Source organism: Bosea sp. AS-1, assembly GCF_002220095.1.
Taxonomy (GTDB): Bacteria; Pseudomonadota; Alphaproteobacteria; order Rhizobiales; family Beijerinckiaceae; genus Allobosea.
In genome coordinates, this window is record NZ_CP022372.1 from 3,033,447 (window position 1) to 3,059,534 (window position 26,088).

Sequence of the window (26,088 nt, forward strand, 5' to 3'; positions counted from 1 at the left end):
TACTTCAGTTCTGGACAAGTTGCAGCGGAGACGTGCCAGCCTTGAAGCCTTCTCGCGACATCGCCCGGCTGATCGAGATCATGGCCGCGCTCCGTACACCTGGAACCGGCTGCCCCTGGGATCTGGAGCAGGATTTCGCCTCGGTCGCGCCCTACACGGTGGAGGAGGCCTATGAGGTCGCCGATGCCATCGCGCGCGGCGACAAGCTGGATCTCAGGGACGAGCTCGGCGATCTGCTGCTGCAGGTCGTCTTTCACGCTCGCATGGCGGAGGAGGAAGGCTCCTTCGCCTTCCCCGACGTCGTCGAGGCGATCACCTCGAAGCTGATCCGTCGCCACCCTCATGTCTTCGGCGATACGCGCGATCTGTCGCCGGCCGAGGTCAAGGCACTCTGGCACCGGATCAAGGCGCAGGAAAAAGCCGACAAGGCCACAGCGCGAGAGGCCGCTGGCCTGCCGCTGCGGGAAGAGGAAAGCGGTGTCCTTGCCGGCGTACCGCACAGCCTGCCCGCCCTCACCCGCGCCTGGAAATTGCAGGCGCGCGCCTCGACCGTCGGCTTCGACTGGAACAATGCGCGTCTCGTCCTCGACAAGATCCGCGAGGAAACGCAGGAGATCGACGAGGCCCTCGCCAGCGGCGACAAGGCCGCGATCCAGGAAGAGATCGGCGACCTGCTCTTCGTCGTCGCCAATCTCGCCCGCCATGTCGATGCTGACCCCGAAGGCTGCCTCGCGGCGGCAAACGCCAAGTTCGAGCGTCGCTTCAAAGGTATCGAGGCGGCGCTGGAGGCGAATGGGCGCAATCCCAAGGATGCGACGCTCGACGAACTCGAAGCACTTTGGCAGAGCGTGAAGCGCGCCGAGAAGAAGCCGGCCGTGGAACCGGGTAGCGACGTGTCATGAAGCCGCTGCAAAACTTGCCGCGCTTCAGCCGCAGCCTTCGTCTTGCTTTCCCGCTCGGTGTGAGCTTGCTCGTCTGCGCCGGGGCATTGGCAGGAGACGCGATCCATTCACCGGCCGACTGGCAAGGCATATGGCGCGGCCAATATGTCTGCGCGCAGGGCGTGACCGCTCTCACGCTCACGATCAGGCTCGAACAGCCCGATAAATTGACCGCGACATTTTCCTTTCATGCCCACCCCGACAATCCGGGAGTTCCTGCGGGCGAATACCGCATGGCGGGCGAGCTCGGCTCGACCGCCGGGCACCTTACGTTGAACGCGCGTTCCTGGATCAAACAACCGCGCAACTATGTGACGGTCGGCCTTGATGGCGATTACGATCCGGGCACAGGGCGCTATCACGGAACCGTCGACGGGCCGGGGTGCGGCACCTTCTATGTTCAACGCGATTTGGTCAGCTAAGACAGGAGGGGATGGCGCTCGCGCTCACTGCCTTGAAGCAGCCGGAAACCGCGCGCCAAAGGCCCCTTCCCGTTCCGGCGGCAGGCGCACGATGAGCTTCAGCCCCCCTTCCGCGCTGTCCTCGCGCTGCAGGATCTCGCCATTGGCATGGAGCCATGCCAGCGACTTGCCGTCACCCGGCGCCAGTTCCAACGCGTAGACAGGCCGGCTCCGGGCGATGCGGGTCTCTATGGCGGCCGTCAGGCGATCCATGCCCTCGCCAGTCAAGGCCGAAACCAGGACGGGGCGGTTCCCCTCCGGCCGATGGGCGGCCACTTCGAGCTGACGGGCGCGTTCTTCGGCATCGAGCAGGTCGGCCTTGTTCCAGACCTCGATCACGCGCTGGCCGTCGTCCGGGTTGATGCCGAGATCGCGCAGGATCGCCTGCACGTCGGCGGCCTGCGCTTGCGTGTCCTCATGCGAGACATCGCGGACATGCAACAGCACATCGGCCTCGATCGCGTCTTCCAGCGTGGCGCGGAACGCGGCAACGAGCTGCGTCGGCAGGTCGGAGATGAAGCCGACAGTGTCGGAGAGCATGATCCTGGCGCCATGCGGCAGCTTGATCGCACGCGCTGTCGGATCGAGCGTGGCGAACAGCATGTCCTGTGCCAGCACCTCGGCGGATGTCAGCCGATTGAACAGCGTCGATTTTCCGGCATTGGTGTAACCGACCAACGCAACGATCGGATAAGGCACGCGTTTCCGGCTCGCGCGATGCAGCGAGCGGGTCCGCTTCACCTGCTCCAGATCGCGCTCGATCTTGCTCATCCGCTCCTGGATGATGCGCCGGTCCGCCTCGATCTGGGTCTCACCGGGGCCGCCGAGGAAGCCGAAGCCGCCGCGCTGGCGCTCGAGGTGGGTCCAGGAGCGCACGAGCCGGCTCTTCTGGTAATTCAGGTGGGCGAGCTCGACCTGGAGTGCACCTTCCTTGGTGCGCGCGCGCCGGCCGAAGATTTCGAGGATCAGGCCGGTGCGATCGATGACCTTGCAGCCGAAAGCCTTTTCGAGGTTGCGCTGCTGTACCGGCGAAAGCGCGCAATCCATCACGACGAGGCCGATCTCGTCGATCTTGATCCGCTCCGCCAGCTCTTCGACCTTGCCCTTGCCGAGATAGGTGGCCGGCCGCAGGGCCGTCAGCATGACCTGCACGGCCTCGACCACCGTGAGATCGATCGCGGCAGCCAGACCAACCGCCTCGTCCAGGCGCGCGGCGAAGGAGCGCTGGTTGCTGTCGAGTGCGGCGCCCCGCTTCTGGAGATACGGGCCCACGACATAGGCGCGCGTACTCGCCGCGATCTCGCGTTCGATCTCGTCGAGCGGCTTGGGGCCCGAAACCCGCACAGCCGCCCGCTCTTTGCTGTCTACGCGGCTAACCGCCAAATCAGTTCTTGTCCGTGTCCTCGGGCTCGAACAGCTGCACGGGATGCCCCGGCATGATGGTCGAGATCGCGTGCTTGTAGACGAGCTGCGAGTGGCCGTCACGCCGCAGCAGCACGCAGAAATTGTCGAACCAGGTCACAACGCCCTGCAGCTTGACGCCGTTGACGAGAAAGATCGTCAGCGGAATCTTCTGCTTGCGAACGTGGTTGAGGAACGTGTCCTGGAGATTTTGAGCCCGCTCTGCGGCCATGGGTAGTCCCTATTGTTGGGATCGCCGATCGGATTGTATCCGCGATCCAGTTCGTCCCGTTCTGGCCAGCGAGCCACCTCGCCGACCCCGAGACACCGACATCACATTAGATCGTTGACTTCGCACGCAACGCAAGTGCAGCAAAGCCGTGTTTTTGAGCATCGAACCTGCGTTTCGCGCAAATGCGCATGCGTTCGGCGCCTGACAAGGGCCTTCAGCCAACCCCAAGCGACTTGAGCTTGCGGTGCAGCGCCGAGCGTTCCATGCCGATGAACTCCGCCGTCCGCGAGATATTGCCCGAGAAGCGCGCGATCTGTGCGATCAGGTATTCGCGCTCGAAGATCTCGCGCGCGTCCCGCAGCGGCAGGCTCATCAGCCGCTCGCCGCCCGAGCCCGAGGGGGTCGTCGGAACCATCGCGCCGACTTCGGCCGGGAGCATCTCGACCGTGATCTCGGACGTCGGATCGCCCTTCGTCAGGATCATCAGCCGCTCGACGTTGTTGCGCAGCTCGCGGATATTGCCCGGCCATTCATGCGATTGCAGCACGGCCATCGCGTCGGAGCCGATCTGGCGCTTGGGCAGCCCGGTCGCGGTCGAGATCTGGTCCATGAAGAACTCGATCAGCTCCGGCACGTCCTCACGCCGCTCCGACAGTGGCGGCACCTTGATCGGTACGACGCTCAGGCGATGGTAGAGGTCCTCGCGGAAGCGCCCGTCGCTGATGAGCTGCGCCAGGTCGCGGCTCGACGAGGAGATAATGCGCACGTCGACATGGACGCGCGTCGCCCCACCGACACGTTGGAAGTTCTGGTCGACCAGTACGCGCAAGATGCGATTCTGCGTCTCGCGCGGCATGTCGCCAATCTCGTCGATATAGAGCGATCCGCCATGCGCCTCCTCCAGCGCGCCGACGCGGCGCGAGCGCCCGTCGCCGCCCTCGATGCCGAAGAGCTCCTCCTCCATCGTCTCGGGCGTGATCGTTGCCGCGTTGATGACGATGAAGGGTGCCGTCGAGCGGCTCGAAGCCTCGTGGAGAGTGCGGGCGGCGAGCTCCTTGCCGCAGCCCGGCTCGCCGGTGATGAGGACGCGCGCATTGGTCGGCGCAACGCGCTCGATCGTCTGGCGCAGCTGGTTCACCACGGTCGAGCGGCCAACGATGCGGTTGGCCTGCACCGAGCGTGTCTTGAGCTCACGGACCTCCCGGCGCAGCCGCGAGGCTTCCAGCGCCCGTTCGGCGACGAGCACCAGCCGGTCGGCCTTGAACGGCTTCTCGATGAAGTCGTAGGCGCCGCTCTTGATCGCAGAGACGGCCGTCTCGATGTTGCCGTGGCCCGAAATCATCACCACCGCGAGATCCGGGTGGCTCTCCTTGACGAGCTCCAGAACCTGCAGCCCATCGAGGCGGCTGCCCTGCAGCCAGATATCGAGGAAGACGAGATTGGGTCGGCGCGCGGCAATCGCGGCCAGCGCCTCGTCGGCCGAACCCGCCTTGCGGGTCCGGTAGCCCTCGTCTTCGAGAAGGCCGGCGACCAGATCGCGGATATCGACCTCGTCGTCCACCACCAGGATGTCAGCACTCATAGACGTGTCCCATTCTGAATCTCTTGATCGGGCGTGGCGGCACCCCGCAGGGCAGCCTCCTCGCCGTTGTCGGCTTCCTGCGCCGGGCCTGTTTCGGGGAACCAGAGTCTGATACGCGCGCCACGCATTCCGTCGGACCGGTCGAGCAGTTCGATGCCGCCGCCATGGTCCTCCAGGATCTTGCCGACGATGGCGAGGCCGAGCCCGGTCCCGCCCTCGCGGGTGGTCATATAGGGCTCAAGCAGCTTCTGGCGCTGGTCGCCGGGCAGGCCCTTGCCGTTGTCGGTGACGTCGATAACGATCCGACCGTCGTCCCAGCGCTCGAACTCGACCTGGATCAACCCCTGGCCCCGCTCCTCGGGCGGCACGGCGTCGATCGCCTCCGTCGCGTTCTTGATGACGTTGGTCAGGGCCTGCGAGATCAAGCGGCGGTCGAAGCGGGCCTGCAGCGCTTCCGCCGGCAGGTTCTCCTCGATCTTCGTCTCGGGGTTGCCGACCCGCCACAGGAACACGACTTGCCGGACGGTCTCGACGATGTCTTCGCGCAGCAGCGCGGGCTTCGGCATGCGAGCGAAGGATGAGAACTCGTCGACCATTCGCCGGATGTCCTCGACCTGCCGGACGATCGTTTCCGTGCACTGGTCGAAGACTTCCTTGCCTTCGGTGATGACCTTGCCGAAGCGGCGCTTGATACGCTCGGCCGAGAGCTGGATCGGCGTCAACGGGTTCTTGATCTCATGCGCGATGCGCCGGGCGACATCGGCCCAGGCGGCCGTGCGCTGCGCCGAGACGAGGTCGGTGATGTCGTCGAGCGTCACCACGAGGCCGGCATTGATCCCCTCCCCCTCGTGCACGGCACGGACATTGACCACACGATCCTGGCCAGCCCGCGAAATCATCACCTGGCCAGAACTCTGGCGGTGGCGGCCATGCAGCGCGTCGGAGACGAAGCTCGCTACCTCCGGCGCGATCTCCGCGATCGGCTTGCCGAGCAGGCGCCCCCCGGTACCGAGCAGGCTTTCGGCCGAGCGGTTGATGATGGTGATATGGCCTTCGCTATCGAGGCTGAGCACGCCCGACGAGACGCCCGCCAGCACGGTCTCGGTGAAGCGGCGGCGCCGATCGATCACTTCGCTTGCCGTCACCAGCCCGTCGCGTTGCCGGCGCAGCTCCGCCGTCATCTTGTTGAAGGTCTCGCCGAGATGGGCGAGGTCGCCCTCCGAGCGCTTGATCGGCACCTGCACATAGAAATTGCCGCTCGAAACCTGGTCCGTCGCGTGGATCATCCGCCTGATGGGCGCGACCAGCCGATTAGCGAAGCTCAGGCCGAGCCAGATCGCCGAGAGCAGGAGGATCAGAGCGATCAGGCCGTACATCGAAGCGAAAGCGATCTGGACGCCCTTCCGCCGCGCATCGATCGACAGATACTCGACAGCCGCTCCCCGGGCGACCGCCGGAAACTCGACCGCCAGCGGATCCACCTCGCGGGCGATATAGAGGAAATTGTTGTTGTAGATCGGCAGCTTCACCAGGGCGCCGAAAACCCTGCTCGTGCGCGGGATCACGCAGATCGGGTCCGGTGAGGACTGCGCATCGTCGAAAGCCGCCTGATCCGGCTTGGGCGGATCCTTGAGCACGTCGATATTGGCGCGGGCGATCGTCTTGTCCGGCGGCTGCATGATGGCCGCGACAGGCAGGCCTAGCGCCGTCGCGCGGGCGGTGATGAAGTTGTCGAACCACTTCCGGTCGACGTCGTAGGCCGGCTTCGCCCGGGTCAGGTCATCCGCAAGGATGCGGATCTCGCGGCCCAGGGATTTGCACTGGCTGGCGGCATAGGCGTCGGCCACCTCGACCGATTTGAAGATGGCGTCGCGCATCCGGTCCGAGAACCAGGGCTCGAGCCCACGCTCGATCGTGACCGTGGCGATGACCGCGACGAGAATCGCCGGCAGCGCTGCGATGAAGCTGAACAAGCCGACGATGCGAACGTGCAGCCCGGCCGCCGCTGCGCCGGCCTTGCGCGCCCGGATCAGCACTGCGGCCTCGAAGGCGACGATCACCATCAGCGCGAGGATCAGCAGCGCATTCAGCACGAAGACGCCGATGACGACCTCGTGCACCGGCGCGACCGGCGTCGCACCCGACAGGACGAGGAAGGTCAGCAGCGCCGAGACAAGGGCCAGGACGACGATGATTCCGCCGATCCACCCCGAGACGTGGCGCGACTTCTCCTCGGCGCGCGGCACGATTCTGGTGTCACTCACGGAAACCGACACGATATCTGACAACTCCAAGGGCGCGGCCAAACGACCAGCAAGCGGTCGCTGGCGTCACTGATGCGCCGACGCAACGGTGTTGTCAAAATATGACATAGGCAAGGCGAGCCCGATCGAGGCAAACCTCGACCAGGCTGGCTCAGCGCGGCGTGCGCACCACCTGCATATCGAGTTCGCGAATCTTCTTGCGCAATGTGTTGCGGTTGAGACCGAGTAGTTCGGCGGCGCGGATCTGGTTGCCCCGCGTCGCAGCGAGCGCGGCAGCGATCAGTGGCGGCTCGATTTCGCGTAGAATGCGGTGATAAAGGCCTGGAGGCGGGATGTTGTCGCCAAATCCGCCGAAATACTGGGAGAGATGCCGCTCGACCGACCCCGACAGCGTCTCAGCCCGTTCGGGTGCCGCGCTGGCGCCGACGAAGCCCGGAGCCGCCGCTGCCGGCTGCAGCTCCGCCTCGACGATCGGCGCGGTGATGGTTTCCTGTGGATAGAGCGCCGCCAGCCGCCGGACCAGATTCTCCAGCTCGCGGACGTTACCGGGCCAACGATAGCGCCGCATCGCGTCCATCGCCTCCGAATCGACCTGCTTGCGGGGCAGCCCCTCCTTCTCGACCAGCGAGAAGAAATGGCGGACCAGATCCGGGATATCCTCGACGCGCTCGCGCAGGGGCGGCAAGCGGATCGGGACGACGTTCAGCCGGAAGAACAGGTCCTCGCGGAACAGGCCCTGTGCGATCGAGATGCGCAGGTCCTTATTGGTCGCGGCGACGATGCGGACATTGGTCTTGATCGGGGTGCGCCCACCTACGGTCGTGTATTCGCCCTGCTGGAGCACCCGAAGCAGGCGGGTCTGTGCCTCCATCGGCATATCGCCGATCTCGTCGAGGAAGAGCGTACCGCCCTCCGCCTGCTCGAAGCGGCCGGAAGAGCGTGTCAGCGCGCCGGTGAACGCCCCTTTCTCATGGCCGAACAGCTCGGATTCGATCAGGTCCTTGGGGATCGCGGCCATGTTGATCGCGACGAACGGGCCGTTCTTGCGCTTGCCGTAGTCGTGCAGCGCCCGTGCCACCAGCTCCTTGCCAGTACCGGATTCGCCGTTGATCATCACCGTCAGGTCGATCGGCATCAGGCGCGCGAGCGCCCGGTAGACGTCCTGCATCGCCGGCGAGCGGCCGATCAGCGGAATGTCCTCGGCTTCCCCCATCTGGGTACGGGCCGCCTCGCCACGAGGCCGCGACATGGCGCGCCCGACGATGGCAACCAGTTCCTTCAGGTCGAACGGCTTCGGCAGGTATTCGTAGGCGCCGCGCTCGGAGGCCTTGATCGCGGTCATAAAGGTATTCTGCGCGCTCATGACGATGATCGGCAGCTCGGGCCGCACCCGCTTGATCCGCGGCAGCAGGTCGAAGGCGTTGCCGTCCGGCATGACGACGTCGGTGATGATGAGATCACCGAGACCCTGAGCCGCCCAGGTCCAGAGTGTCGCCGCCTGCCCGGTCGTGCGGACCTCATAGCCGGCTCTGGCGAGCGCCTGGTTGAGGACCGTGCGGATCGCGGCGTCGTCGTCGGCTACGAGGATGTTCCCGGTCGGCATGTGTTCGCGTCGGCCTTACGTTGCCTGCCCCGGGCGCTGATGCAGGGGCAGGAGGATCCTGAAACTGGTGCGGCGGGGCACGGACTCGCATTCGACAATGCCGCCGTGGTCTCCGATCACCTTGGCAACGAGTGCAAGTCCAAGGCCACTTCCCTGCGCCTTGGTGGTGACGAAGGGATCGAAGAGGTGCTGGAGCAGGTCCGGCGGCACGCCCGGACCATTGTCGCGGACGACGATTTCGAGGGGCAATGCGATGCGATCCTGCGAGCCTGGCACCTGCATGCGGATGCCGGGGCGATAGGCTGTCGATAAGGTGATCTCGCCGTCGACCGCTTGTTCGCCAATGGCTTCGGCCGCGTTCTTCACCAGATTGAGAAGAACCTGGACGAGCTGGTCGCGGTTGCCGGCGACCGGCGGCAGAGAGGGATCGTAGACCTCGCTGAAGCGAATATGGCGGCCGAAGCCGGATCGCGCGAGCCGCTTCACATGGTCGAGCACGTCATGGACGTTGACGGCGTCGCGCTCGCTCGGCCGCTCGTCGCCGAACAATTCGACGCGCTCGACCAGCTTCACGATCCGGTCCGTCTCGTCGCAGATGAGCTGCGTCAGCATCCGATCGGCATCCGAGATCGAGCCTTCCAGCAGCTGCGCCGCGCCCCGGATGCCAGAAAGCGGGTTCTTGATCTCGTGGGCCAGCATGGCGCCCAGCGCCGTGATCGAGCGGGCTGCCCCACGATGCGTCAATTGCCTGTCCATTTTTTCGGCAATTGTCCGTTCTTGCAGCATCAGCACAACGGCACTGCTCTGCCCGGACAGGGGCGAGGCGAAGACATCGACCACGCGCTCGGCTCCCAGCCGAGGCAAGCCGAGATCGAGCTTGTATTCGCTGACGCTGGCGCCGCGTCGCTGCACCTCCTCGACCAAACCCAACACCGGCGAGCCGAACGGGATCAGATCACCGAGCCGCTGCCGCTTCAGCAGCGCCACGCTCGATTGAAAAAAGTCCTCGGCTGCCATGTTCGCATAGACAATCGCGTGCTCCTCGCCGACGACGAGCACGGGCATCGGCAGGACGTTGAGCGCCTGCATCTCGATCGGATCGAACAGGCCGCCAATCCCGTCGCGCGTGCGCTTCCCGACAAAATTCACCGTCATCCCCTTTGGTGCCGGCTCAGGCCGCTTCGCGGCGTTCGGTGGAAAACAGCCCCGTCAGCGCCGCAAGGACCTGCCGCGGCTCCTCCGAGGTCAAAAGTATGCGCCGGCGCTCCGGATCGGCTTCGCAACCCTCCGCCAGGGCATCGTCGGCATAGGCAGCCAGATGCTTGCGGGCGTGGCGAACGCCATGGGAAACGCCCATGAGCCCCAGCAGCCCCTCATAATGCTCGCGCGCCATGGCGAGCTTGTCCGCCAGCGTCACCGACGGCATGGGCAAGCCGTCAAGCGCGGCACCGATCGCGCCGACCAGCCAGGGCCGCCCGAGCGCCGCGCGTCCGACCATGACGAAATCCGCGCCCGACTGGTCGAGGCAGGCGCGGGCGTCCTCGACATCATGGATGTCGCCATTCGCCACCAGCGGGAAAGTGCCGGCGGCCCTCACCGCCGCAATCGCCCGCCAGTCGGCCTTGCCCTTGTAGAATTGCTGCCGGGTGCGGCCATGGACCGTGATCAGCCGAGCTCCCGCATCGACGGCGCGGCGCGCGAGCTCGGGCGCATTGCGCGAAGCATCGTCCCAACCGAGCCGCATCTTGACGGTCACTGGAATCGTCACCGCCGCCACCGCCGCTTCGACGAGGCTCACCGCGTGGTCAAGATCGCGCATCAGCGCCGAGCCGGCCCAGCCACCCGTCACCTTTTTGGCCGGGCAGCCCATGTTGATATCGACGATCGCCGCACCGTTCGCCTCGGCGAGCCGCGCCGCCTCGCCCAGCCAATGCGGGTCGCAGCCCGCCAATTGCACGACATGCGGTGAGACGCCCTGCCCCTCGGCGCGGATACGAGCCTCCTCGCTGCCGCGCACGAACTCATCCGACGCCACCATCTCGGAGACGACGACGCCGGCACGGAAGCGGCCGGCGATGCGGCGCATGACGATGTCGGTCACGCCGGACATCGGCGCCAGGAAGGCACGGGACTGGATTGGTATTCCGGCGATTTGCAAGGGTTTCACAGCCTGCTTTTGAGGCAATCTCTAGGATGCATATTTATTGGACAATGCTGCGACTGCGCAAGCACCTCGAAGTTGATATTGCGATGCAGCACGACCACCCCCTGCCCCAGCACTCCGGAATTGGCTATGGCTGGCTCCGATTGCCGCCCCTCCAGACAGGACAAGGGATCGTGTCGAACCGGATTGAAGCCTCCCCACCCGTCGCCGCCCTGCTCGTCGCTGCCGGTCGCGGCTTGCGCGCGGGCGCGGGCGAACCGAAGCAATATCGGCAGGTGGACGGGCGTCCGGTTCTGGCCCATGCGCTGGCGCCCTTCCTGGCGCAGCCGGTCATCGACCGGGTCGTCGTCGTCATTGGCGAGGGAGACGAAGAGCGCTACGCTGGCGCCATCGCGGGCCTCGACCGCGCTCGCCTTGCAAAGCCGACATTGGGCGGGACGACCCGGCAAGATTCCGTCCGGCGCGGATTGCTGGCCTTGGCGCAGGATGGCTTCAACGGGATCGTCCTGGTCCACGACGCCGCGCGTCCTTTCGTATCCCCCGCCCAGATCGGCGCAGCCATCCGCGCGTTGGGTAACGATGCGCTCGCCGCCATTCCAGCTCTGCCGGTCACCGATACGATCAAAAGGACCGACGAGCGCGGGTATGTCGTCGAGACGCCGCCGCGCGACCGGCTCGTCTCCGTGCAGACCCCGCAGGCCTTCAGGCTCGGCCCGCTGCTCGCGGCCCATGACGCGGCTGAGGCCGCGTCGCTGCACGGCTTCACGGATGATGCCGCTCTGATGGAATGGGCTGGCCACGCCGTTGTGACCTTCCCCGGCGATCCGGCCAACATCAAGCTGACTCATCCTGAGGATTTCCTGCGAACCGGCGCCCTCGCCGGCAAGGCACTCGTGACTCGGGTCGGCACCGGCTACGACGTTCATGCCTTCGGACCCGGTGACCATGTCTGGCTCGGCGGGGTGCGGATCGACCACGATCGTGGCGTCACCGCCCATTCCGATGGCGATGTCGCGCTGCATGCCCTGACCGACGCTCTGCTCGGTGCGCTGGCGGATGGCGACATCGGCACGCATTTCCCGCCCAGCGATCCGCAATGGCGCGGCGCGCGCTCGGCGCAGTTCCTCGCCTTCGCGGCGGCGCGCGTGCGCGAGCGTGGCGGCCGCATCGACCATCTCGACCTCACCATCGTCTGCGAGGCGCCGAAGGTCGGCCCGCATCGCGAGGCCATGCGAGTCGCCATAGCCGCTGCCGCCGCGATCACTCCAGAGCGTGTGGCGATCAAGGCGACGACCTCCGAGCGCATGGGCTTCACCGGCCGGCGCGAAGGGCTCGCAGCGCTCGCGACTGCGACGATCCGGCTACCAGAGGAGGCGTGAGGCCATGTTCGATCTCGATACCCGCTCGCTTGCAGCCGAGTTGCTCAACATGAGCAAGGAGCGCGGCTTCACCGTCGCTACCGTCGAATCCTGCACGGGCGGGCTCGTCTGCGGCGCATTGACGGCGATCGCCGGCTCGTCCTCCATGGTGCAGGGCGGGCTGATCACCTACGCCAACGAGGCCAAGGCCGCGCTTGCGGGGGTGCCGGTGGAGATGATCGCGCGGCACGGCGCCGTGAGCGAGCCGGTTGCCCGGGCCATGGCCGAAGGCGGGCGCGAGCGCCTCGACGCGACCTTCGCGGTCTCGATCACCGGTGTCGCGGGCCCTGGTGGTGGCAGCGTCGAGAAGCCGGTTGGGCTCGTCCACTTCGCCTGCGCCGGTCCAGCGGGCACGCACCATCGCGAGCGCCGCTTCGGCGAGCAATCGCGTGATGAAATCCGCCGGTTGAGCGTGCTGGAAGCGCTGGACTTGCTGCGCGAGACCGTGCTGACCGGCCCCTGACCCCTCAGGCGCCCAGCGCCGGGGTCGCGCCGCGGCCATAGACGAGATCGGCCCGCCGCTCGAAGGCTTCCGCGAACTTCCGGAAGGCCTTGTCGAACATGGCGCCCATCAGCAGGCCGAGCATGCGGCTGGCGAACTCATAGGAAATGAAGAATCCGATCTCGCAACCGCCCTCGTGGGGCTTGAAGGTCCAGCGGTTTTCCAGATAGCGGAACGGCCCGTCGACATATTCGACGAGAATCTTGAGGTTCGCCGGGTCGAGCGTAACCCGGCTGGTGAAGGTCTCACGGATTGCCTTGTAACCGACGGTCATGTCGGCCAGCAGCACCTCGCCGCCACCGTCGCGTGGCGTGCGCCGGCGCACGACCAGCCCCTCGCAGAGCGGCAGGAACTGCGGATAAGTCTCGACATCGGCCACGAGAGCGAACATCTGCTCGGGTGAATGCTTCACCCGGCGCGTGACATTGAACATCGGCATGGGCGACGGAGCCGTCAGCTGCCGAGCTTCGCCGCCCGGTTCGCGCGCAGCCGGGCGAAATCCTCGCCGGCATGGTGCGAGGAGCGGGTCAGCGGCGTGGAGGAGACCATCAGGAAGCCCTTGGCATAGGCGATGGTCTCGAAACTCTTGAATTCGTCGGGGGTGACGAAGCGGATTACCGCGTGGTGCTTGCGCGAAGGCGCCAGGTACTGGCCGATGGTCATGAAGTCGACCTCCGCCGAGCGGAGGTCGTCCATGAGCTGAAGCACCTCGTTCCGCTCCTCGCCGAGACCGACCATGATGCCGGATTTAGTGAAGATTGTCGGGTCGAGCTCCTTCACTCGCTGCAGCAGCCGAAGAGAATGGAAATAGCGCGCGCCCGGTCGCACCGTCAGGTACTTGCCCGGCACGGTCTCGAGGTTGTGGTTGAACACATCGGGCTTGGCCGCGACGACCACTTCGAGCGCGCCCGGCTTGCGCAGGAAGTCCGGCGTCAGGATCTCGATGGTAGTGCTGGGCGAGGCCTTGCGAATGGCGTGGATGACATTGGCGAAATGCTCGGCACCGCCGTCCTTGAGATCATCGCGGTCCACCGAGGTGATGACGACGTGCTCAAGTCCGAGCTTGGCGACGGCATCCGCGACCTTACGCGGCTCCTCCAGATCGAGCGCCTGCGGCACCCCGGTCTTCACGTTGCAGAAGGCGCAGGCCCGCGTGCAGGTGTCGCCCATGATCATGAAGGTGGCGTGCTTCTTTTCCCAGCACTCGCCGATATTCGGGCAGCCCGCCTCCTCGCAGACCGTGACCAGCTTCTCGGCCTTCACGATCTTCTGCGTCTCGGCCCATTTCGGCGAGCCCGGTGCCTTGACGCGGATCCAGTCCGGCTTGCGCAGGACTGGGTTCTCCGGCCGCTTCTGCTTCTCGGGGTGGCGCAGTTCCGGCGCCGGCTGGGTCTCAGCCTTCGGATTGCCGGCATTGGGCCGCGGATCGCGGTTCAGCAGGTCGAGAACAAGCGCCATAATAGGGTCCGGGCTTCAACAGCAGGAGCCGGCTTCGCCGGCCCCCCTTAGCTAATCCCCAAAGCCCGCTCCCGCAACTGCCCGGCGGGCGAACATGGTTCACCTGCGCCCACGCGCCGCGTTCCAGATCACGATGATGACGACGGCGCCGGCGACTGCCGCCGTCAGCGTGCGCCAGAATCCGAAGACCGGGACCTCCAGCAATTCGGCGAGCTTGGCACCGACGAAGGAGCCGGCGACACCGACGAGCATATTGGTGAAGAGCCCATGGTCCGACGAGGTGAGGCGCTCGGCGATCCAGCCGGCGATGAGGCCGATCAGCAATGTCATGAAGAAGCCGTAGCCCGGCTGGGCCATGGTGGCGGCAAAGCTTTCCATCGAAGATCTCCTCCTGCAGCGCCATGCGTGCAAGGCCATGATAGCGGGATCGTCCGACGAGGGAACGACCGCGGGCAGCTTGGCTCACAGCCGTGACAGGCTGGCGTCAGCGACGCCCGGGCGGCTCGATCTCAGCCTGGAGCGCGGCGAGATGCTCGGCCGCAGCATCGGCGGCCGCCTTCTCCACCGCTCGAAAACGGCTCACCAGCGCCTCGCCGAGACGGGTCAGACTGGCACCGCCGCCATTCTTGCCGCCGACCTGGCGCTCCACCACCGGCTGGCCGAACAGCGTGTTGAGTTCCTCGACGAGGTCCCAGGCGCGCCGATAGGACATCTCCATGGAGCGCCCCGCAGCCGAGATCGACCCCAGCGCCGCGATCTTTTCGAGCAGCTCGATCTTGCCCGGACCGATACGGCCCTCGGGGTCGAGCTGGATGCGCAAGCTGAGCGAGGGCACGGCTCCTGGTCCTAGGAGGCCTTGGCAAGGGCCGGAGGCGCGACCTGATCGCAGGCGGCGAGATAGATCGCCGCAACGCGCTCGATGCCGGCCTGATCCGATGCATCGAAGCGGGCGACCGAGGGGCTATCGAGATCGATGACGCCGATCACGCCGTCGCGGCCGATCAAAGGCACGACCAGCTCGGAGCGCGACGCCGCATCGCAAGCGATATGCCCTGGAAACGCGTTGACGTCCTCGACCAGCACCGGACTGCGACGTGCCACCGCGGTACCGCAGACCCCTGCGCCGACGGCGATGCGTACGCAGGCAGGTCGCCCCTGGAACGGCCCGAGCACGAGTTCGCCATCGCGCATCAGGTAGAAGCCCGCCCAGTTCAGGTCTGGCATCGTCTGGTACAAGAGGGCCGAGGTGTTGGCAGCATTCGCGATCGGATCCGGTTCGCCATGCAGCAGGGCCTCGAGCTGCTGGGCCAGCTCGCGGTAGAATTCAGCCTTGTCGTCGGTCTTGATGTCGCGCGCCTCGAACATGATCATGCGTCCCTGATTGCCAGCCGATTCCTAGCACCATCGACTGGGCTTCGCCATGCGCTGCCCTCGCCGCCCGCTCTATCAACCCCAGCCACCCGATGCCCTGCCCCGACCGCCTCATCCGCATCGCCGCGGCCCTGCTCACCGATAGCCGTGGCCGTCTTCTCCTGGTGCGAAAGCACGGAACGGAGAGCTTCATGCAGCCGGGCGGCAAGATTGAGCCGAATGAGGAGCCCCGCGCGGCACTGCTGCGCGAGCTGCGGGAAGAGCTCGGGCTGACGGAAGAGCGCGACTCGCTGATCTACCTCGGAACGCTGGCAGCGCCGGCTGCCAACGAACCGGGCTTCACGGTGGAGGCGGAGCTGTATCGGCTGGTTTCGGACAGACCTCCGAAGCCTGCAGCGGAAATCGCCGAAATCGCATGGCTGTCTTCGGATGCGACGACGACTGTCACACTGGCGCCATTGACCCGCGACCATGTGCTGCCGCTTTGGCGCTCCCGCGAATGAGGTGACGAGGTGGATAGCGACGGTACCCCGGCGGCGCGACATGCGGATGGCAGCGCCGGCGATGCCGACTACGGCCGGATCGGGCGCGGCTATGCGTCCTATCGTCAGCCCGAGCCCGTGATCGCGGCACAGATCGAAGCCGCACTCGGAGCTGCCGGAACCATTCTCAATGTCGGCGCCGGCGCGGGCTCCTACGAGCCGCGTGGGCGCAATGTCACCGCCGTCGAGCCCTCAGCCTCGATGCGGGCGCAACGCCCGGCCGATCTCGCCGTCGCGATCGACGCCATGGCCGAGAGATTGCCCTTCCCGGACAAGTCCTTCGACGCCGCCATGGCGACCTTCACCGTGCATCAGTGGCAGGATCTCGCTGCCGGCCTTCGCGAGATGCGCAGGGTGACGCACGGGCCGATCGTCATCCTGTCCTGCGATCCGGCGTTGGTGGAGGCCTTCTGGCTCACCGACTATGCGCCGAAGGTGCTGGCCACCGAGGCGAGGCGCTATCCCGCGCTCGATGATATCGGCAACATGCTCGGCGGCCGCGCCGAGATCGTGGCGGTGCCGATCCCTCTCGCCTGCCAGGACGGGTTCAACGAGGCTTATTACGGCCGCCCCGAAGCCTTTCTCGATGAAGGCGCACGCTCGGCCTGCTCGGCCTGGAGCTTCGTCACCGCCCGGGAGAATGCCGCCTCTATCGCGCGGCTGCGCGACGATCTCGCCTCCGGTGCCTGGGACGACCGTTACGGGCACCTGCGGCACCAGCCGAGCTACGACGGCTCGCTGCGTCTGGTGGTCGCCAGAGGCTGAGCGAGCTGGCTGTAGCTGTCCCGAAAACAAGACAACCGCCCGAAGGCGGTTGTCTTGGTTACCTCGATGACACCGAAAGCGGAGCTCTCACCACATGTCGAGGGCAACGCGCGCCTCATCGGACATGCGCGACTGGTCCCAGGGCGGGTCGAAGGTCATGTTGACGGTGACGCTGGCCACGCCGTTGACGGTGCTGACAGCGTTCTCGACCCAGCCTGGCATCTCGCCGGCAACGGGGCAGCCCGGCGCAGTCAGGGTCATGTCGATGGTGACCTGACGGTCATCGGCGATGTCGACGCGATAGATCAGGCCCAGCTCGTAAATATCGGCTGGGATCTCCGGATCGTAGACCGTCTTCAGCGCCGCGACGATATCGTCCGTCAGCCGGTCGATCTCCTCCGGCGGCAGCGTCGAGCCGGCGCCGAGCTGGGGCTCGTTCGGCTTGAAGCCGTCTTCCTTCAGGGCGATGGGTTCGGACGTGGCCAAGGCTCAAAATCCTCGATTATTGGACCATCTCACGCTTCTTCGAAGCGCGGAATGGTCCAATTCGTTGTCTTGCCGCATTTTCTTCACGCGAACCGGCATCCACTTCGCTCGAAAATGCTCTATGCGAACAGGCTCTCGGCCTTCCGCAAGGCGTCGACCAGCTTGTCGACCTCCTCAAGCGTATTATAGAGCCCGAATGAGGCGCGGCAGGTCGATGTCACCCCATATCGTGCCAAAAGCGGCATTGCGCAATGGGTGCCGGCCCGCACCGCGACGCCAGCGCGGTCGATGACCGTCGCGACGTCATGGGCATGGGCGCCCTTCATCTCGAAGGCGACGATCGCCCCCTTCTCCTTCGCTTTGCCGAAGATACGGATGGAGTTCATCTCGCCGAGGCGCTCCATCGCATAGGCGCCGAGCTTCGCCTCATGCGCGGCAATATTCTCGCGGCCGAGCGCCATCATGTAGTCGAGCGCGACCCCCAGGCCCACCGCCTCGACGATCGCCGGTGTGCCGGCCTCGAAGCGATGCGGTGGGTCGTTATAGGTCACCGTATCCTCGGTGACGGTCACGATCATCTCGCCGCCGCCTTCATAGGGAGGCAGCTTGTCGAGCCATTCCTTGCGACCCCAGAGCACACCGGAGCCGGTCGGCCCATAGGTCTTGTGGCCGGTGAAGGCATAGAAATCGCAGCCAAGCGCCTGCACGTCGACCGGCAGGTGCACTGCGCCCTGGCTGCCGTCGACGACGAGCGGGATGCCATGTGCCCGGCAGATCCTCGCGACCTCGGCGATCGGCACGATGGTCCCGGTCGCATTCGACATATGCGTCAGCGAAACGACCTTGGTGCGGGGGGTAATCAGCTTCTCGAATTCCTCGATGAGGAAATTGCCATCCTCGTCGATCGGTGCCCATTTCAGCACGGCGCCATGGCGCTCGCGCCAGTAATGCCAGGGCACGATGTTGGAATGATGCTCGAGGATCGAGACGATGATCTCATCGCCCTCGCCGATGTTCAGGTGGCGACCGAGCGAGGAAGCCACCGTATTGAGCGCTCCGGTCGAGGAGCGTGTGAAGACGATCTCTTCCAGATGCCTGGCATTGAGGAAGCGCCGCGCGCTTTCGCGCGCCGCCTCATAGGCCTCGGTGGAGGCATTGGCGAGGTAATGAAGACCGCGATGGACGTTGGAATAGTCCTCGCGCATCAGCTTCGACATCGCGTCGATCACCGCGTTCGGCTTCTGAGCCGAGGCCGCATTGTCGAGATAGACCAGCGGCTTGCCATAGACTTCGCGCGACAGGATCGGAAAATCCCGCCGTACGGTCTCGACATCGTAGGGCTTCAGCACGGGCTGACCGGTGATCGCGTTCATCGCTACTTTGTCCCGGTTGCGGCGCGTCTGTCAGCGACAAGGCCGCCGGCATGCCCCCAATCCTCCGCCTCGATCTCCTGAATCACGATATGGGTGTTCTGCGGGTTCTTCCCCAGCACCCTGACCAGGGTCTCGGTGAAGTCCTTGACGATCTCGGCCTTCTGCTCGCGCGTCGCGCCCTTGGTGATCTGGACGTTGATATAAGGCATCAGACGGTGCTCCTCTCGGCGGCAGCTTCGCGCGCCTTCAGCCAGGCCTCGACCTCATGCATGACGAGATCGCGCACGGTCTCGTCGGCAATGAACTCGGCCGCCTCACCGGCGAAGGCCTGCAGCACCAGCGCTTCGGCCTGCGGTCGCGGCAGGCCGCGCGCCATCAGGTAGAAGAGCTGCTCGCCATCGATCTGCGCGACGGTCGCGCCATGGCCGCAGACGACATCGTCGGCGAAGATCTCGAGCTCGGGCTTGTTGTACATCGACGCGCCCTCGTTCAGCAGCAGCGCGTTGCTCTTCATGCCGCCATCGGTCTTCTGCGCATGCGGGCGCACAATGACCTTGCCCTGGAAGACGCCGGTCGACTCGCCGCCGGCAATCGTCTTGAACAGCTCGCGGCTGGTGCCGTGCGGCACTTCGTGATCGACGATCAGCGTCACATCGGAATGCTGGGCGCCACCGAGCAGGTTGACACCACGCAGACCGATCTCGCTGTGCTCGCCGGCAAAGCGGATAAAATGCTGCTGGCGGAGCGTGCCGGCGTTGCAGACCAGCGCGAAGGAATCGAACTTCGCCTGGGCGCCGACCGTCACGAGCAGGCTCTGCACCTCGACTGTCGCCGCTTGCTGGCGGGTGACGATGCGCACGTGCTGGATCTCACTCTCGTCGCCGGTCTCGAAGACGATGGCGCCGTTGATCTGCTGCGCCGCGGAGCCGGCAGCTTCGCTGACCTCGACGATGGTCGCGCGGCTGCCTTCGGCAGCCAGTACGACCGAACGATGGAACACCGCCAGCTCCTCCTCGCCGGAGGCGAGCGAGACAATGATGATCGGCTGCTCCAGATTCCGGCCTTCGGCGATCTCGATGAAGACGCCATCGCGCATCAGCGCGGTATTGAGTGCCAGACCCATATCGTCGGCGCCGACCGAGGGGCCGGAGAGGACGCGGGTCAGTCCTTCACGTGGCGAGACCAGCGCCTCCGACAGCGACTGTACCGAGACGCCCTCGGGAATGTCGTCGAGCGAGGACAGGTCGGGCGCGAAGATACCATCGACCAGCACAAGGCGCAGGCCTTCGAGCTTCAACGCATCGAGGCGAGCCTTGATGGCTGCGGTAGCAGCCGCGCCGCCAGCGAGCGGGCGCGCCTCGCGCAGCAGCGCGCGCAGGTCGGTATAGCGCCAGGATTCGAGCCGGCGATGCGGCAAGCCCTTGGCTTCGAAGCCAGCGAAGGCGTCCTCACGCAGCTTCCGCACGGCCGGGCCGCCAGGCAGCTCCGCCTTCACGTCCGCATATTGCTGGACCAGCGCCTGCTCGGCCGCCGTCTTCAGCGGGGTGACGATGGCCATTACGCGGCCTCCCCATAGGAAGCATAGCCGCTCTTCTCGAGCTCCAGCGCCAGCTCCTTGCCGCCGGTCTTCACGATCCTGCCCTTCGACATGACGTGGACGGTGTCCGGCACGATATGGTCGAGCAGGCGCTGGTAGTGGGTGATGACGAGGAAGCTGCGGTTCTTCGCACGGAGTGCATTGACGCCCTCCGCGACGATGCGCAGCGCGTCGATGTCGAGGCCGGAATCGGTCTCGTCGAGGATGCACATGGACGGCGAAAGCAGAGCCATCTGAAGGATTTCCATGCGCTTCTTCTCACCACCCGAGAAGCCGACGTTCAGCGGCCGGCGCAGCATGTCCTTGGCGATGCCGAGCTTGTCGGCAGCAGCGTTGACCTGCTTGATGAAGTCCGGCGTCAGCAACTCGTCCTCGCCGCGCGCCTTGCGCTGGGCGTTCATCGCCGCCTTGAGGAAGGTCATGGTGGCGACACCGGGGATTTCCAGCGGGTACTGGAAGGCAAGGAAGATGCCGGCGGCGGCACGCTGATCGGCCTCCATCTCCAGCACGTTCTCGCCATTCAGCAGGATCTCGCCGTCGAGGACCTCGTAGTCCTCCTTGCCGGCGATGACATAGGAGAGCGTCGACTTGCCGGAACCGTTCGGCCCCATGATGGCGGCGACCTCGCCGTCGTTCACGGTGAGGTTCAGGCCATTGAGGATCTGCTTGTCCTCGTCGGCGATCTTGACGACCAGATTGCGAATTTCGAGCATCGTTCGTGTCCAGTGTTCTTGCCGCCGCAGGCCTTGGCCATATGCCAGGCGCCTGCGACTCGGGCGATTGAAGGAAAGACGTATTGGCCGGGGCGAACCCGGCCGCAAAAGGTCAGCCGACCGAGCCTTCCAGCGAGATCGTGATCAGCTTCTGCGCCTCGACGGCGAATTCCATCGGGAGCTGCTGCAGCACCTCCTTGACGAAGCCGTTGACGATCAGCGCCACCGCCTCCTCCTCGGAGAGGCCGCGCTGCTGGCAATAGAAGAGCTGGTCCTCGCCGATCTTCGACGTGGTCGCCTCATGCTCGAAGATCGCGGTCGCGGTCTTGGCTTCGATGTACGGGATCGTATGCGCGCCGCACTGGTCGCCGATCAGGAGCGAGTCGCAGTTGGTGAAGTTGCGTGCGCCCGTCGCCTTGCGGTGGGCCGAGACCATGCCGCGATAGGTCGAGTCCGATTTGCCGGCCGCGATGCCCTTGGCGATGATCTTCGAGGTCGTGTTCTTGCCGAGATGCAACATCTTGGTGCCGCTATCGACCTGCTGCATGCCGTTCGACACCGCGATCGAGTAGAACTCGCCGCGCGAGCCGTCGCCGCGCAGGATACAGGACGGGTATTTCCAGGTGATCGCCGAACCGGTCTCGACCTGCGTCCACGAGATCTTCGAGCGCTTGCCGCGGCAATCGCCGCGCTTGGTCACGAAGTTGTAGATGCCGCCCTTGCCCTCGGCGTCGCCGGGGAACCAGTTCTGCACGGTCGAGTACTTGATCTCGGCATCGTCGAGCGCGATCAGCTCGACCACCGCCGCATGGAGCTGGTTCTCGTCGCGCTTCGGCGCCGTGCAGCCCTCGAGGTAGCTGACATAAGCGCCCTCGTCCGCGATGATCAGCGTGCGCTCGAACTGGCCGGTGTTCTGCTCGTTGATGCGGAAATAGGTCGAGAGCTCCATCGGGCAGCGCACGCCCTTCGGCACGTAGACGAAGGAGCCGTCGGTGAAGACCGCGCTGTTCAGCGTGGCGAAATAGTTGTCCGTCACCGGCACGACGCTGGCGAGGTACTTCTTCACCAGCTCGGGGTGCTCCTGGATCGCTTCGGAGATCGAGCAGAAGATCACGCCGGCCTTGGCGAGCTCCTCCTTGAAGGTCGTGACCACCGAGACCGAGTCGAACACCGCATCGACCGCGACGCGGTTCTCGGGAGCGACGCCGGCCAGGATTTCCTGCTCGCGCAGCGGGATGCCGAGCTTCTTGTAGGTTTCCAGAATCGCCGGATCGACCTCGTCGAGCGACTTCGGCGAAGCGCCTTTCTTCGGCGCGGCGTAGTAATAGATGTCCTGATAGTTGATTGGCGGATAATGAACGCGCGACCAGGTCGGCTCGGTCATGGTCTTCCAGCGGCGGAAGGCATCGAGCCGCCACTCCAGCATCCATTCCGGCTCGTTCTTGCGAGCCGAGATGTAGCGGACCGTGTCCTCGGTGAGGCCCTTGGCCGGCTTCTCGACCTCAAGCTCCGTCACGAAGCCGTATTTATACTCGGTCACGTCGATCGACTTGACCTGATCGATGGTCTCCTGGACCGCTGCCATGTCTACTCTCCAGTCGCGGGTTCAAGGGCCCGCCGGTTCAGTTTCTTGTGTTGCGAAGCGCTTCAGGCGGCAGCCCGGGCGCTCCGATCGGTTTGCGCGGCCACGAGCTTGGCGTAGGCCGCGAAGAAAAGATCGATATCTGCCTCGCAAGTGGTCCATCCGAGCGACGCCCGCAAGGCCCCTGCGCTCATGCCAGTATCGATTTTCATCGCATCGAGCACATGCGAACGCTTGACCTTGCCCGAGGAGCAGGCCGAGCCGGAGGAAAGCGCTGCGCCGAGCAGGTCGAGCTTGATCAGCGCCGTCTCGGCCTTGAGGCCGAGCGTGGCGAAGGCGGAGGTGTTGGGCAGGCGCGCCACGCGCCCACCGAAGATCGTGGTTTCCGGAGCGAGCGCCAGCACGCCTGCTTCAAGCTTGTCACGCAGGGCCGCAATGCGAGCCGCTTCCTCCGGCAAAGCCTTGAGCGCGGCTTCAGCAGCCGCACCGAAACCGATGATTCCCGGCAGGTTTTCGGTTCCAGCGCGCCAGCCACGCTCCTGCCCACCGCCGCGGAGCGGCTTATCCGCAAGTTCAAGCGCGCCCGTGCGGAAAACGATGGCGCCGACACCTTTCGGTCCACCGATCTTATGGGCTGAGAGCGTCAATACGTCGGCGCCAAGCGTCGCGATATCAATCGGGATCTTGCCGGCAGCCTGAACGGCGTCGCTATGTAGCAAGCCGCCATGACGGCGCGCGATCGCAGCGATCTCGGCGATCGGCTGGATCACGCCGGTCTCGTTATTGGCGAGATGGATCGAGACGAGCGCGCGGGCGCCAGGGTTGTCCGCGACGAACCGTGCTAGCCGCTCATCGAGCCCGCCGAGGTCGACGCGCCCGTCGCCATCGACCGGAATTTCTTCTGCCCCACCGGCGGGAAAGCGGTGACCGTCGCGCACGCAGGCATGCTCCGTCGCGCTGTAGAGCAGGAGCGAGGCTGGAATCCGCACGCAGTTGCTGCTGCCGTCGCAATCCATCAACCCCGGCGTGAGCACAGTGACGTTCGCCTCGGTACCGCCGCTGGTGAAGACCACGTTCGAGGCCTTGGCGCCGACCAGGGCCGCGACCTGCTCGCGTGCATGCTCCATGGCACCGCGCGCTGCGCGGCCTTCGCCATGGACCGAGGATGGATTGCCTGGAAGCGACAACGCATGCGCGACCGCCTGCATGACCTCCGGCCGGACCGGGGTCGTGGCGTTATGGTCGAGATAGGCGCGTCCCGCCGTCACGATCCTGCCTGCTCCATCCTCGTCACTGCCGGGCACCGATACGAAATGCTTGAAATCGCACCTGTGCGCCGTGCTATAGCCGCCCATCCGAACCGGCCGGAACGGTCGAGACGCGGTCCGCATCAGCGATCCACCGCTTTGTTCTCGACTTGTTCACGGCTGTTAGAACTATTCTAAGCGCTCTTCATCTAGGGCGCGCAAGGTGGCGCCGTCAAGGGCGGCCGGGTTCCGAGCGGGCATGCGCCCGCTTTCTGCCCGCTCGCGCCGGCGCTGCCGCAAGAAGCGGTGAGACGATGCCAGAGGTTATCTTCAACGGGCCGGCGGGCCGGATCGAGGGCCGCTATCAGCCCGCCAAGAAGCGGGGCGCGCCGCTGGCGATCATCCTGCATCCGCACCCGCAGTTCGGCGGGACGATGAACAACCAGATCGTCTACAACCTGTTTTACACCTTCGTGAACCGCGGCTTCTCGGCGCTGCGCTTCAACTTCCGCGGCGTTGGCCGCAGCCAGGGCCATTTCGACCACGGCGCGGGCGAGCTCTCGGACGCGGCCGCCGCGCTCGACTGGATGCAGGCGCTCAATCCCGAGGCGAAGAACTGCTGGATCGCCGGCGTTTCCTTCGGCGCCTGGATCGGCATGCAGCTCCTGATGCGCCGCCCGGAAATCGAAGGCTTCCTTTCGATCGCGGCCATGGCGAACCGCTACGACTTCTCCTTCCTGGCGCCCTGCCCGTCTTCCGGCCTGTTCGTGCACGGCTCCGAAGACCGCGTCGCGCCGGTCAAGGAGGTCATGGCGGTGATCGAGAAGGTGAAGACCCAGAAGGGCATCCAGATCGAGCATGCCGTGGTCGAAGGCGCCAACCACTTCTTCGACGGGCGCGTCGAACAGCTGATGGAGCAGGTCGGCGCCTATCTCGACGCCAAGGTCGGGCCCGAGATCCTCAAGTCGGAGCAGGAGCAGCCCTGAGCCGGGCTCACATCGAGGGGTGAATCAGCCCCTTGCTCCCAACCATCACGGGCAGCGACATCTCCGCTGCCCGCGCCTCCGCCAGCGCCCAGTCACGGAACCGGCGGATCTTATGTTCGCGCTGACGCGCCTGCGGGTAGACTACCCAATAGGCCCATTGGTCGCGGATGGCATGCTCGACGGCGAAGACGAGCCGCCCGGCCGCAATGTCGTAGGCGAAGAGCTCCGGCACGGCCATCGCCACGCCATGGCCGCGCATCGCCGCCTGGACGTTCATCGCCTGCATCTCCAGCGACAGCGTCCGGCCACCTTGCTGCGGCGCGTCGAGGCCGAGATCGGCGAACCAGACCTTCCATGACGATTCTTCCGGGCTGAGCAACGGGGCGCGCAGCAGATCCGCCGGTTCGCTTAGTTGCAGCCGCTCGCGCAGTTCGGGCGCGCAGAGCGGCGCGTAGTGGCAGGCGAACAGCTTCTCCGCCACGACGTCAGGCCACTCGCCCGGTCCGTAACGCAAGGCCAGATCGACCGCTTCGGTCGCGAAATCGACGAGATGCTGCGAGGTCCGGACGCGCACCGCGAATTGCGGGTTCTCGAACTGGAACTGGGCCAGACGCGGAGACAACCAGGTGATCGCCATCGTCTGCAGCGCGGAGATCGTCAGGGCCGTCTGGTTCTCCTCGCAGACCTCCCGAAACACGGTGCTGATGTCGTGCAACGCCTTACTGAGCGGGCCGGCCAGGCGCTGCCCGAGCGGCGTCAGCACCACCTGCCGCGGCTGGCGCAGGAACAGCGCGGCACCGACCCGATCCTCGAGCAGGCGGATCTGATAGCTCACCGCCGCCTGCGTCATGCCGAGCTCTTCGGCCGCGCGCGTGAAGTTCTGGTGCCGCGCTGCCGCCTCGAAGACACGCACAGCCGCCAGCGGCGGCAATTTCGGGGGTGGAAGCGGTTCAGCCATACGCCCGACCATAAGGCCTCCTTATGGCAGACGGCAATCTTCCGCGTTGCGACACAGGGCCGTCGGGCAGACACTCAATCTCACATCAGCGGGCGTCTCCGCCTGCCTCTGCGAGAACCGAACCATGACATGCGTCTCTCATGCGGCGCCGCCGGTCAAAGCCGGCGGGCCTTCCTTCCTGCGCGCCTGGTTGCAACTCTGGGCACGGCACCGCGATGCCAATCGGACATCCCGCCGTCTCGCTACGCTCGACGATCGCGCCTTGTGCGATCTCGGGCTGCCGCGCGACCTGGTGGATCCGCCGGCTCCGCGTGACCCGGCCGGCCTTTGGCTCAATCGTGTGTCGGGCTGAAAGCGCAAATCGACCCGTACGAGCGATGAAATCATAAAAGCGGTTTCCACTTTTCGGGCCGATGCATTAGACGGACGGCGGAACGACACC

The 26,088-nt window shown here is 65.6% G+C and carries 28 protein-coding genes; 8 read left to right on the plus strand and 20 right to left on the minus strand.

The annotated features are described in order from the left end of the window. Positions 1–41: 41 nt before the first annotated feature. Together mazG and CE453_RS16240 are read left to right on the plus strand one after the other, a co-directional pair. Positions 42–902 (plus strand): nucleoside triphosphate pyrophosphohydrolase, encoded by an 861-nt coding sequence (gene mazG / locus CE453_RS16235; protein WP_089175530.1) that lies wholly within the window; start codon positions 42–44, stop codon positions 900–902. Further along, complete coding sequence (locus CE453_RS16240; RefSeq protein ID WP_089175531.1) at positions 899–1,363, plus strand: hypothetical protein; 465 nt, start codon at positions 899–901, stop codon at positions 1,361–1,363. The genes mazG and CE453_RS16240 overlap by 4 nt, the downstream gene beginning before the upstream one ends. Positions 1,364–1,387: 24 nt before the next feature. Here CE453_RS16240 and hflX read toward each other — a convergent pair whose 3' ends face one another. The 7 genes from hflX to dusB form a co-directional block, all read right to left on the minus strand. Continuing rightward, positions 1,388–2,746, minus strand: a complete 1,359-nt coding sequence (gene hflX, locus CE453_RS16245) for a GTPase HflX (protein ID WP_089175532.1) — start codon at positions 2,744–2,746, stop codon at positions 1,388–1,390. A 40-nt stretch (positions 2,747–2,786) separates the two neighbouring features. Beyond that, positions 2,787–3,035 (minus strand): RNA chaperone Hfq, encoded by a 249-nt coding sequence (hfq, locus tag CE453_RS16250; protein WP_055726983.1) that lies wholly within the window; start codon positions 3,033–3,035, stop codon positions 2,787–2,789. A gap of 214 nt (positions 3,036–3,249) precedes the next feature. Beyond that, positions 3,250–4,617 (minus strand): nitrogen assimilation response regulator NtrX, encoded by a 1,368-nt coding sequence (gene ntrX, locus CE453_RS16255; protein WP_089175533.1) that lies wholly within the window; start codon positions 4,615–4,617, stop codon positions 3,250–3,252. Next, the gene (locus CE453_RS16260) at positions 4,614–6,881 is read right to left on the minus strand and encodes a sensor histidine kinase NtrY-like (RefSeq protein ID WP_248307761.1); all 2,268 of its coding nucleotides are present in this window, start codon (positions 6,879–6,881) and stop codon (positions 4,614–4,616) included. The genes ntrX and CE453_RS16260 overlap by 4 nt, the downstream gene beginning before the upstream one ends. A gap of 151 nt (positions 6,882–7,032) precedes the next feature. Further along, complete coding sequence (gene ntrC / locus CE453_RS16265; RefSeq protein WP_089175534.1) at positions 7,033–8,484, minus strand: nitrogen regulation protein NR(I); 1,452 nt, start codon at positions 8,482–8,484, stop codon at positions 7,033–7,035. A gap of 15 nt (positions 8,485–8,499) precedes the next feature. Then, positions 8,500–9,573 (minus strand): two-component system sensor histidine kinase NtrB, encoded by a 1,074-nt coding sequence (locus tag CE453_RS16270; protein WP_089177941.1) that lies wholly within the window; start codon positions 9,571–9,573, stop codon positions 8,500–8,502. Between the two features lie 82 nt (positions 9,574–9,655). After that, on the minus strand, positions 9,656–10,651 hold the full coding sequence (dusB, locus tag CE453_RS16275; protein ID WP_282568758.1) for a tRNA dihydrouridine synthase DusB: 996 nt from the start codon (positions 10,649–10,651) through the stop codon (positions 9,656–9,658). Between the two features lie 170 nt (positions 10,652–10,821). Here dusB and CE453_RS16280 point away from each other — a divergent pair, with 170 nt between their 5' ends. Next, entirely contained in the window at positions 10,822–12,027 is a 1,206-nt protein-coding gene (locus CE453_RS16280) for a bifunctional 2-C-methyl-D-erythritol 4-phosphate cytidylyltransferase/2-C-methyl-D-erythritol 2,4-cyclodiphosphate synthase (RefSeq protein ID WP_248307762.1), read from the plus strand. Between the two features lie 4 nt (positions 12,028–12,031). Next, positions 12,032–12,529 (plus strand): CinA family protein, encoded by a 498-nt coding sequence (locus tag CE453_RS16285; RefSeq protein WP_089175536.1) that lies wholly within the window; start codon positions 12,032–12,034, stop codon positions 12,527–12,529. Between the two features lie 4 nt (positions 12,530–12,533). On the opposite strand, the gene CE453_RS16290 is transcribed toward CE453_RS16285, so the two are convergent. The 5 genes from CE453_RS16290 to CE453_RS16310 all read right to left on the minus strand — a co-directional run bounded on the left by CE453_RS16290 (position 12,534) and on the right by CE453_RS16310 (position 15,391). Next, positions 12,534–13,007, minus strand: a complete 474-nt coding sequence (locus CE453_RS16290) for a type II toxin-antitoxin system RatA family toxin (RefSeq protein WP_089175537.1) — start codon at positions 13,005–13,007, stop codon at positions 12,534–12,536. A gap of 14 nt (positions 13,008–13,021) precedes the next feature. Next, the gene (gene lipA / locus CE453_RS16295; RefSeq protein ID WP_089175538.1) at positions 13,022–14,026 is read right to left on the minus strand and encodes a lipoyl synthase; all 1,005 of its coding nucleotides are present in this window, start codon (positions 14,024–14,026) and stop codon (positions 13,022–13,024) included. Between the two features lie 99 nt (positions 14,027–14,125). Next, complete coding sequence (locus CE453_RS16300) at positions 14,126–14,404, minus strand: GlsB/YeaQ/YmgE family stress response membrane protein (protein WP_089175539.1); 279 nt, start codon at positions 14,402–14,404, stop codon at positions 14,126–14,128. Between the two features lie 106 nt (positions 14,405–14,510). Next, on the minus strand, positions 14,511–14,861 hold the full coding sequence (locus CE453_RS16305) for a winged helix-turn-helix domain-containing protein (RefSeq protein ID WP_089175540.1): 351 nt from the start codon (positions 14,859–14,861) through the stop codon (positions 14,511–14,513). 11 nt (positions 14,862–14,872) lie between these two features. Beyond that, complete coding sequence (locus CE453_RS16310) at positions 14,873–15,391, minus strand: GAF domain-containing protein (protein WP_089177943.1); 519 nt, start codon at positions 15,389–15,391, stop codon at positions 14,873–14,875. A gap of 98 nt (positions 15,392–15,489) precedes the next feature. On the opposite strand from CE453_RS16310, the gene CE453_RS16315 reads away from it, so the two are divergent. Then, complete coding sequence (locus CE453_RS16315) at positions 15,490–15,900, plus strand: NUDIX hydrolase (protein WP_089175541.1); 411 nt, start codon at positions 15,490–15,492, stop codon at positions 15,898–15,900. 9 nt (positions 15,901–15,909) lie between these two features. Continuing rightward, the gene (locus CE453_RS16320) at positions 15,910–16,704 is read left to right on the plus strand and encodes a class I SAM-dependent methyltransferase (RefSeq protein ID WP_089175542.1); all 795 of its coding nucleotides are present in this window, start codon (positions 15,910–15,912) and stop codon (positions 16,702–16,704) included. An 87-nt stretch (positions 16,705–16,791) separates the two neighbouring features. On the opposite strand, the gene CE453_RS16325 is transcribed toward CE453_RS16320, so the two are convergent. The 7 genes from CE453_RS16325 to CE453_RS16355 form a co-directional block, all read right to left on the minus strand. Then, positions 16,792–17,172: an SUF system Fe-S cluster assembly protein gene (locus tag CE453_RS16325; protein WP_089177944.1), complete on the minus strand. Its 381-nt coding sequence runs from the start codon at positions 17,170–17,172 to the stop codon at positions 16,792–16,794. A 137-nt stretch (positions 17,173–17,309) separates the two neighbouring features. After that, positions 17,310–18,563 carry a cysteine desulfurase gene (locus CE453_RS16330; protein ID WP_089175543.1) on the minus strand — a complete coding sequence of 418 codons (1,254 nt, stop codon included), beginning with the start codon at positions 18,561–18,563 and terminating at the stop codon, positions 17,310–17,312. 2 nt (positions 18,564–18,565) lie between these two features. Next, positions 18,566–18,772 carry a tautomerase family protein gene (locus tag CE453_RS16335; protein ID WP_089175544.1) on the minus strand — a complete coding sequence of 69 codons (207 nt, stop codon included), beginning with the start codon at positions 18,770–18,772 and terminating at the stop codon, positions 18,566–18,568. Continuing rightward, the gene (sufD, locus tag CE453_RS16340) at positions 18,772–20,121 is read right to left on the minus strand and encodes a Fe-S cluster assembly protein SufD (RefSeq protein WP_089175545.1); all 1,350 of its coding nucleotides are present in this window, start codon (positions 20,119–20,121) and stop codon (positions 18,772–18,774) included. Before sufD ends, CE453_RS16335 begins: the two co-directional genes overlap by 1 nt. Further along, positions 20,121–20,873, minus strand: coding sequence for a Fe-S cluster assembly ATPase SufC (gene sufC, locus CE453_RS16345; protein WP_089175546.1), 753 nt, complete (start codon positions 20,871–20,873; stop codon positions 20,121–20,123). Before sufC ends, sufD begins: the two co-directional genes overlap by 1 nt. A gap of 112 nt (positions 20,874–20,985) precedes the next feature. Continuing rightward, entirely contained in the window at positions 20,986–22,458 is a 1,473-nt protein-coding gene (gene sufB, locus CE453_RS16350; protein WP_089175547.1) for a Fe-S cluster assembly protein SufB, read from the minus strand. A gap of 62 nt (positions 22,459–22,520) precedes the next feature. After that, the gene (locus tag CE453_RS16355) at positions 22,521–23,726 is read right to left on the minus strand and encodes a cysteine desulfurase family protein (protein WP_089177945.1); all 1,206 of its coding nucleotides are present in this window, start codon (positions 23,724–23,726) and stop codon (positions 22,521–22,523) included. 290 nt (positions 23,727–24,016) lie between these two features. On the opposite strand from CE453_RS16355, the gene CE453_RS16360 reads away from it, so the two are divergent. Beyond that, a complete protein-coding gene (locus tag CE453_RS16360) occupies positions 24,017–24,688 on the plus strand; it encodes an alpha/beta hydrolase (RefSeq protein ID WP_089175548.1) in 672 nt (223 codons plus the stop codon). Between the two features lie 7 nt (positions 24,689–24,695). Here the strand turns inward: CE453_RS16360 and gcvA are convergent, their stop codons facing one another. Beyond that, positions 24,696–25,646, minus strand: a complete 951-nt coding sequence (gene gcvA / locus CE453_RS16365) for a transcriptional regulator GcvA (RefSeq protein WP_089177946.1) — start codon at positions 25,644–25,646, stop codon at positions 24,696–24,698. Positions 25,647–25,770: 124 nt separating this feature from the next. Between gcvA and CE453_RS16370 the strand changes: the two genes are divergently transcribed. Beyond that, a complete protein-coding gene (locus CE453_RS16370) occupies positions 25,771–25,998 on the plus strand; it encodes a DUF1127 domain-containing protein (RefSeq protein ID WP_089175549.1) in 228 nt (75 codons plus the stop codon). Positions 25,999–26,088: the final 90 nt, after the last annotated feature.

Excerpts from the sequence above, each read along its gene's own strand:
- CE453_RS16240 (WP_089175531.1), top strand. The coding sequence starts at position 899 with ATGAAGCCGCTGCAAAACTTGCCGCGCTTCAGCCGCAGCCTTCGTCTT.
- hfq (WP_055726983.1), bottom strand. The coding sequence starts at position 3,035 with ATGGCCGCAGAGCGGGCTCAAAATCTCCAGGACACGTTCCTCAACCAC.
- ntrX (WP_089175533.1), bottom strand. The coding sequence starts at position 4,617 with ATGAGTGCTGACATCCTGGTGGTGGACGACGAGGTCGATATCCGCGAT.
- ntrC (WP_089175534.1), bottom strand. The coding sequence starts at position 8,484 with ATGCCGACCGGGAACATCCTCGTAGCCGACGACGACGCCGCGATCCGC.
- CE453_RS16270 (WP_089177941.1), bottom strand. The coding sequence starts at position 9,573 with ATGCAGGCGCTCAACGTCCTGCCGATGCCCGTGCTCGTCGTCGGCGAG.
- CE453_RS16285 (WP_089175536.1), top strand. The coding sequence starts at position 12,032 with ATGTTCGATCTCGATACCCGCTCGCTTGCAGCCGAGTTGCTCAACATG.
- CE453_RS16290 (WP_089175537.1), bottom strand. The coding sequence starts at position 13,007 with ATGCCGATGTTCAATGTCACGCGCCGGGTGAAGCATTCACCCGAGCAG.
- lipA (WP_089175538.1), bottom strand. The coding sequence starts at position 14,026 with ATGGCGCTTGTTCTCGACCTGCTGAACCGCGATCCGCGGCCCAATGCC.
- CE453_RS16300 (WP_089175539.1), bottom strand. The coding sequence starts at position 14,404 with ATGGAAAGCTTTGCCGCCACCATGGCCCAGCCGGGCTACGGCTTCTTC.
- CE453_RS16310 (WP_089177943.1), bottom strand. The coding sequence starts at position 15,391 with ATGTTCGAGGCGCGCGACATCAAGACCGACGACAAGGCTGAATTCTAC.
- CE453_RS16315 (WP_089175541.1), top strand. The coding sequence starts at position 15,490 with ATGCCCTGCCCCGACCGCCTCATCCGCATCGCCGCGGCCCTGCTCACC.
- CE453_RS16330 (WP_089175543.1), bottom strand. The coding sequence starts at position 18,563 with ATGAACGCGATCACCGGTCAGCCCGTGCTGAAGCCCTACGATGTCGAG.
- CE453_RS16335 (WP_089175544.1), bottom strand. The coding sequence starts at position 18,772 with ATGCCTTATATCAACGTCCAGATCACCAAGGGCGCGACGCGCGAGCAG.
- sufD (WP_089175545.1), bottom strand. The coding sequence starts at position 20,121 with ATGGCCATCGTCACCCCGCTGAAGACGGCGGCCGAGCAGGCGCTGGTC.
- sufC (WP_089175546.1), bottom strand. The coding sequence starts at position 20,873 with ATGCTCGAAATTCGCAATCTGGTCGTCAAGATCGCCGACGAGGACAAG.
- sufB (WP_089175547.1), bottom strand. The coding sequence starts at position 22,458 with ATGGCAGCGGTCCAGGAGACCATCGATCAGGTCAAGTCGATCGACGTG.
- CE453_RS16360 (WP_089175548.1), top strand. The coding sequence starts at position 24,017 with ATGCCAGAGGTTATCTTCAACGGGCCGGCGGGCCGGATCGAGGGCCGC.
- gcvA (WP_089177946.1), bottom strand. The coding sequence starts at position 25,646 with ATGGCTGAACCGCTTCCACCCCCGAAATTGCCGCCGCTGGCGGCTGTG.
- CE453_RS16370 (WP_089175549.1), top strand. The coding sequence starts at position 25,771 with ATGACATGCGTCTCTCATGCGGCGCCGCCGGTCAAAGCCGGCGGGCCT.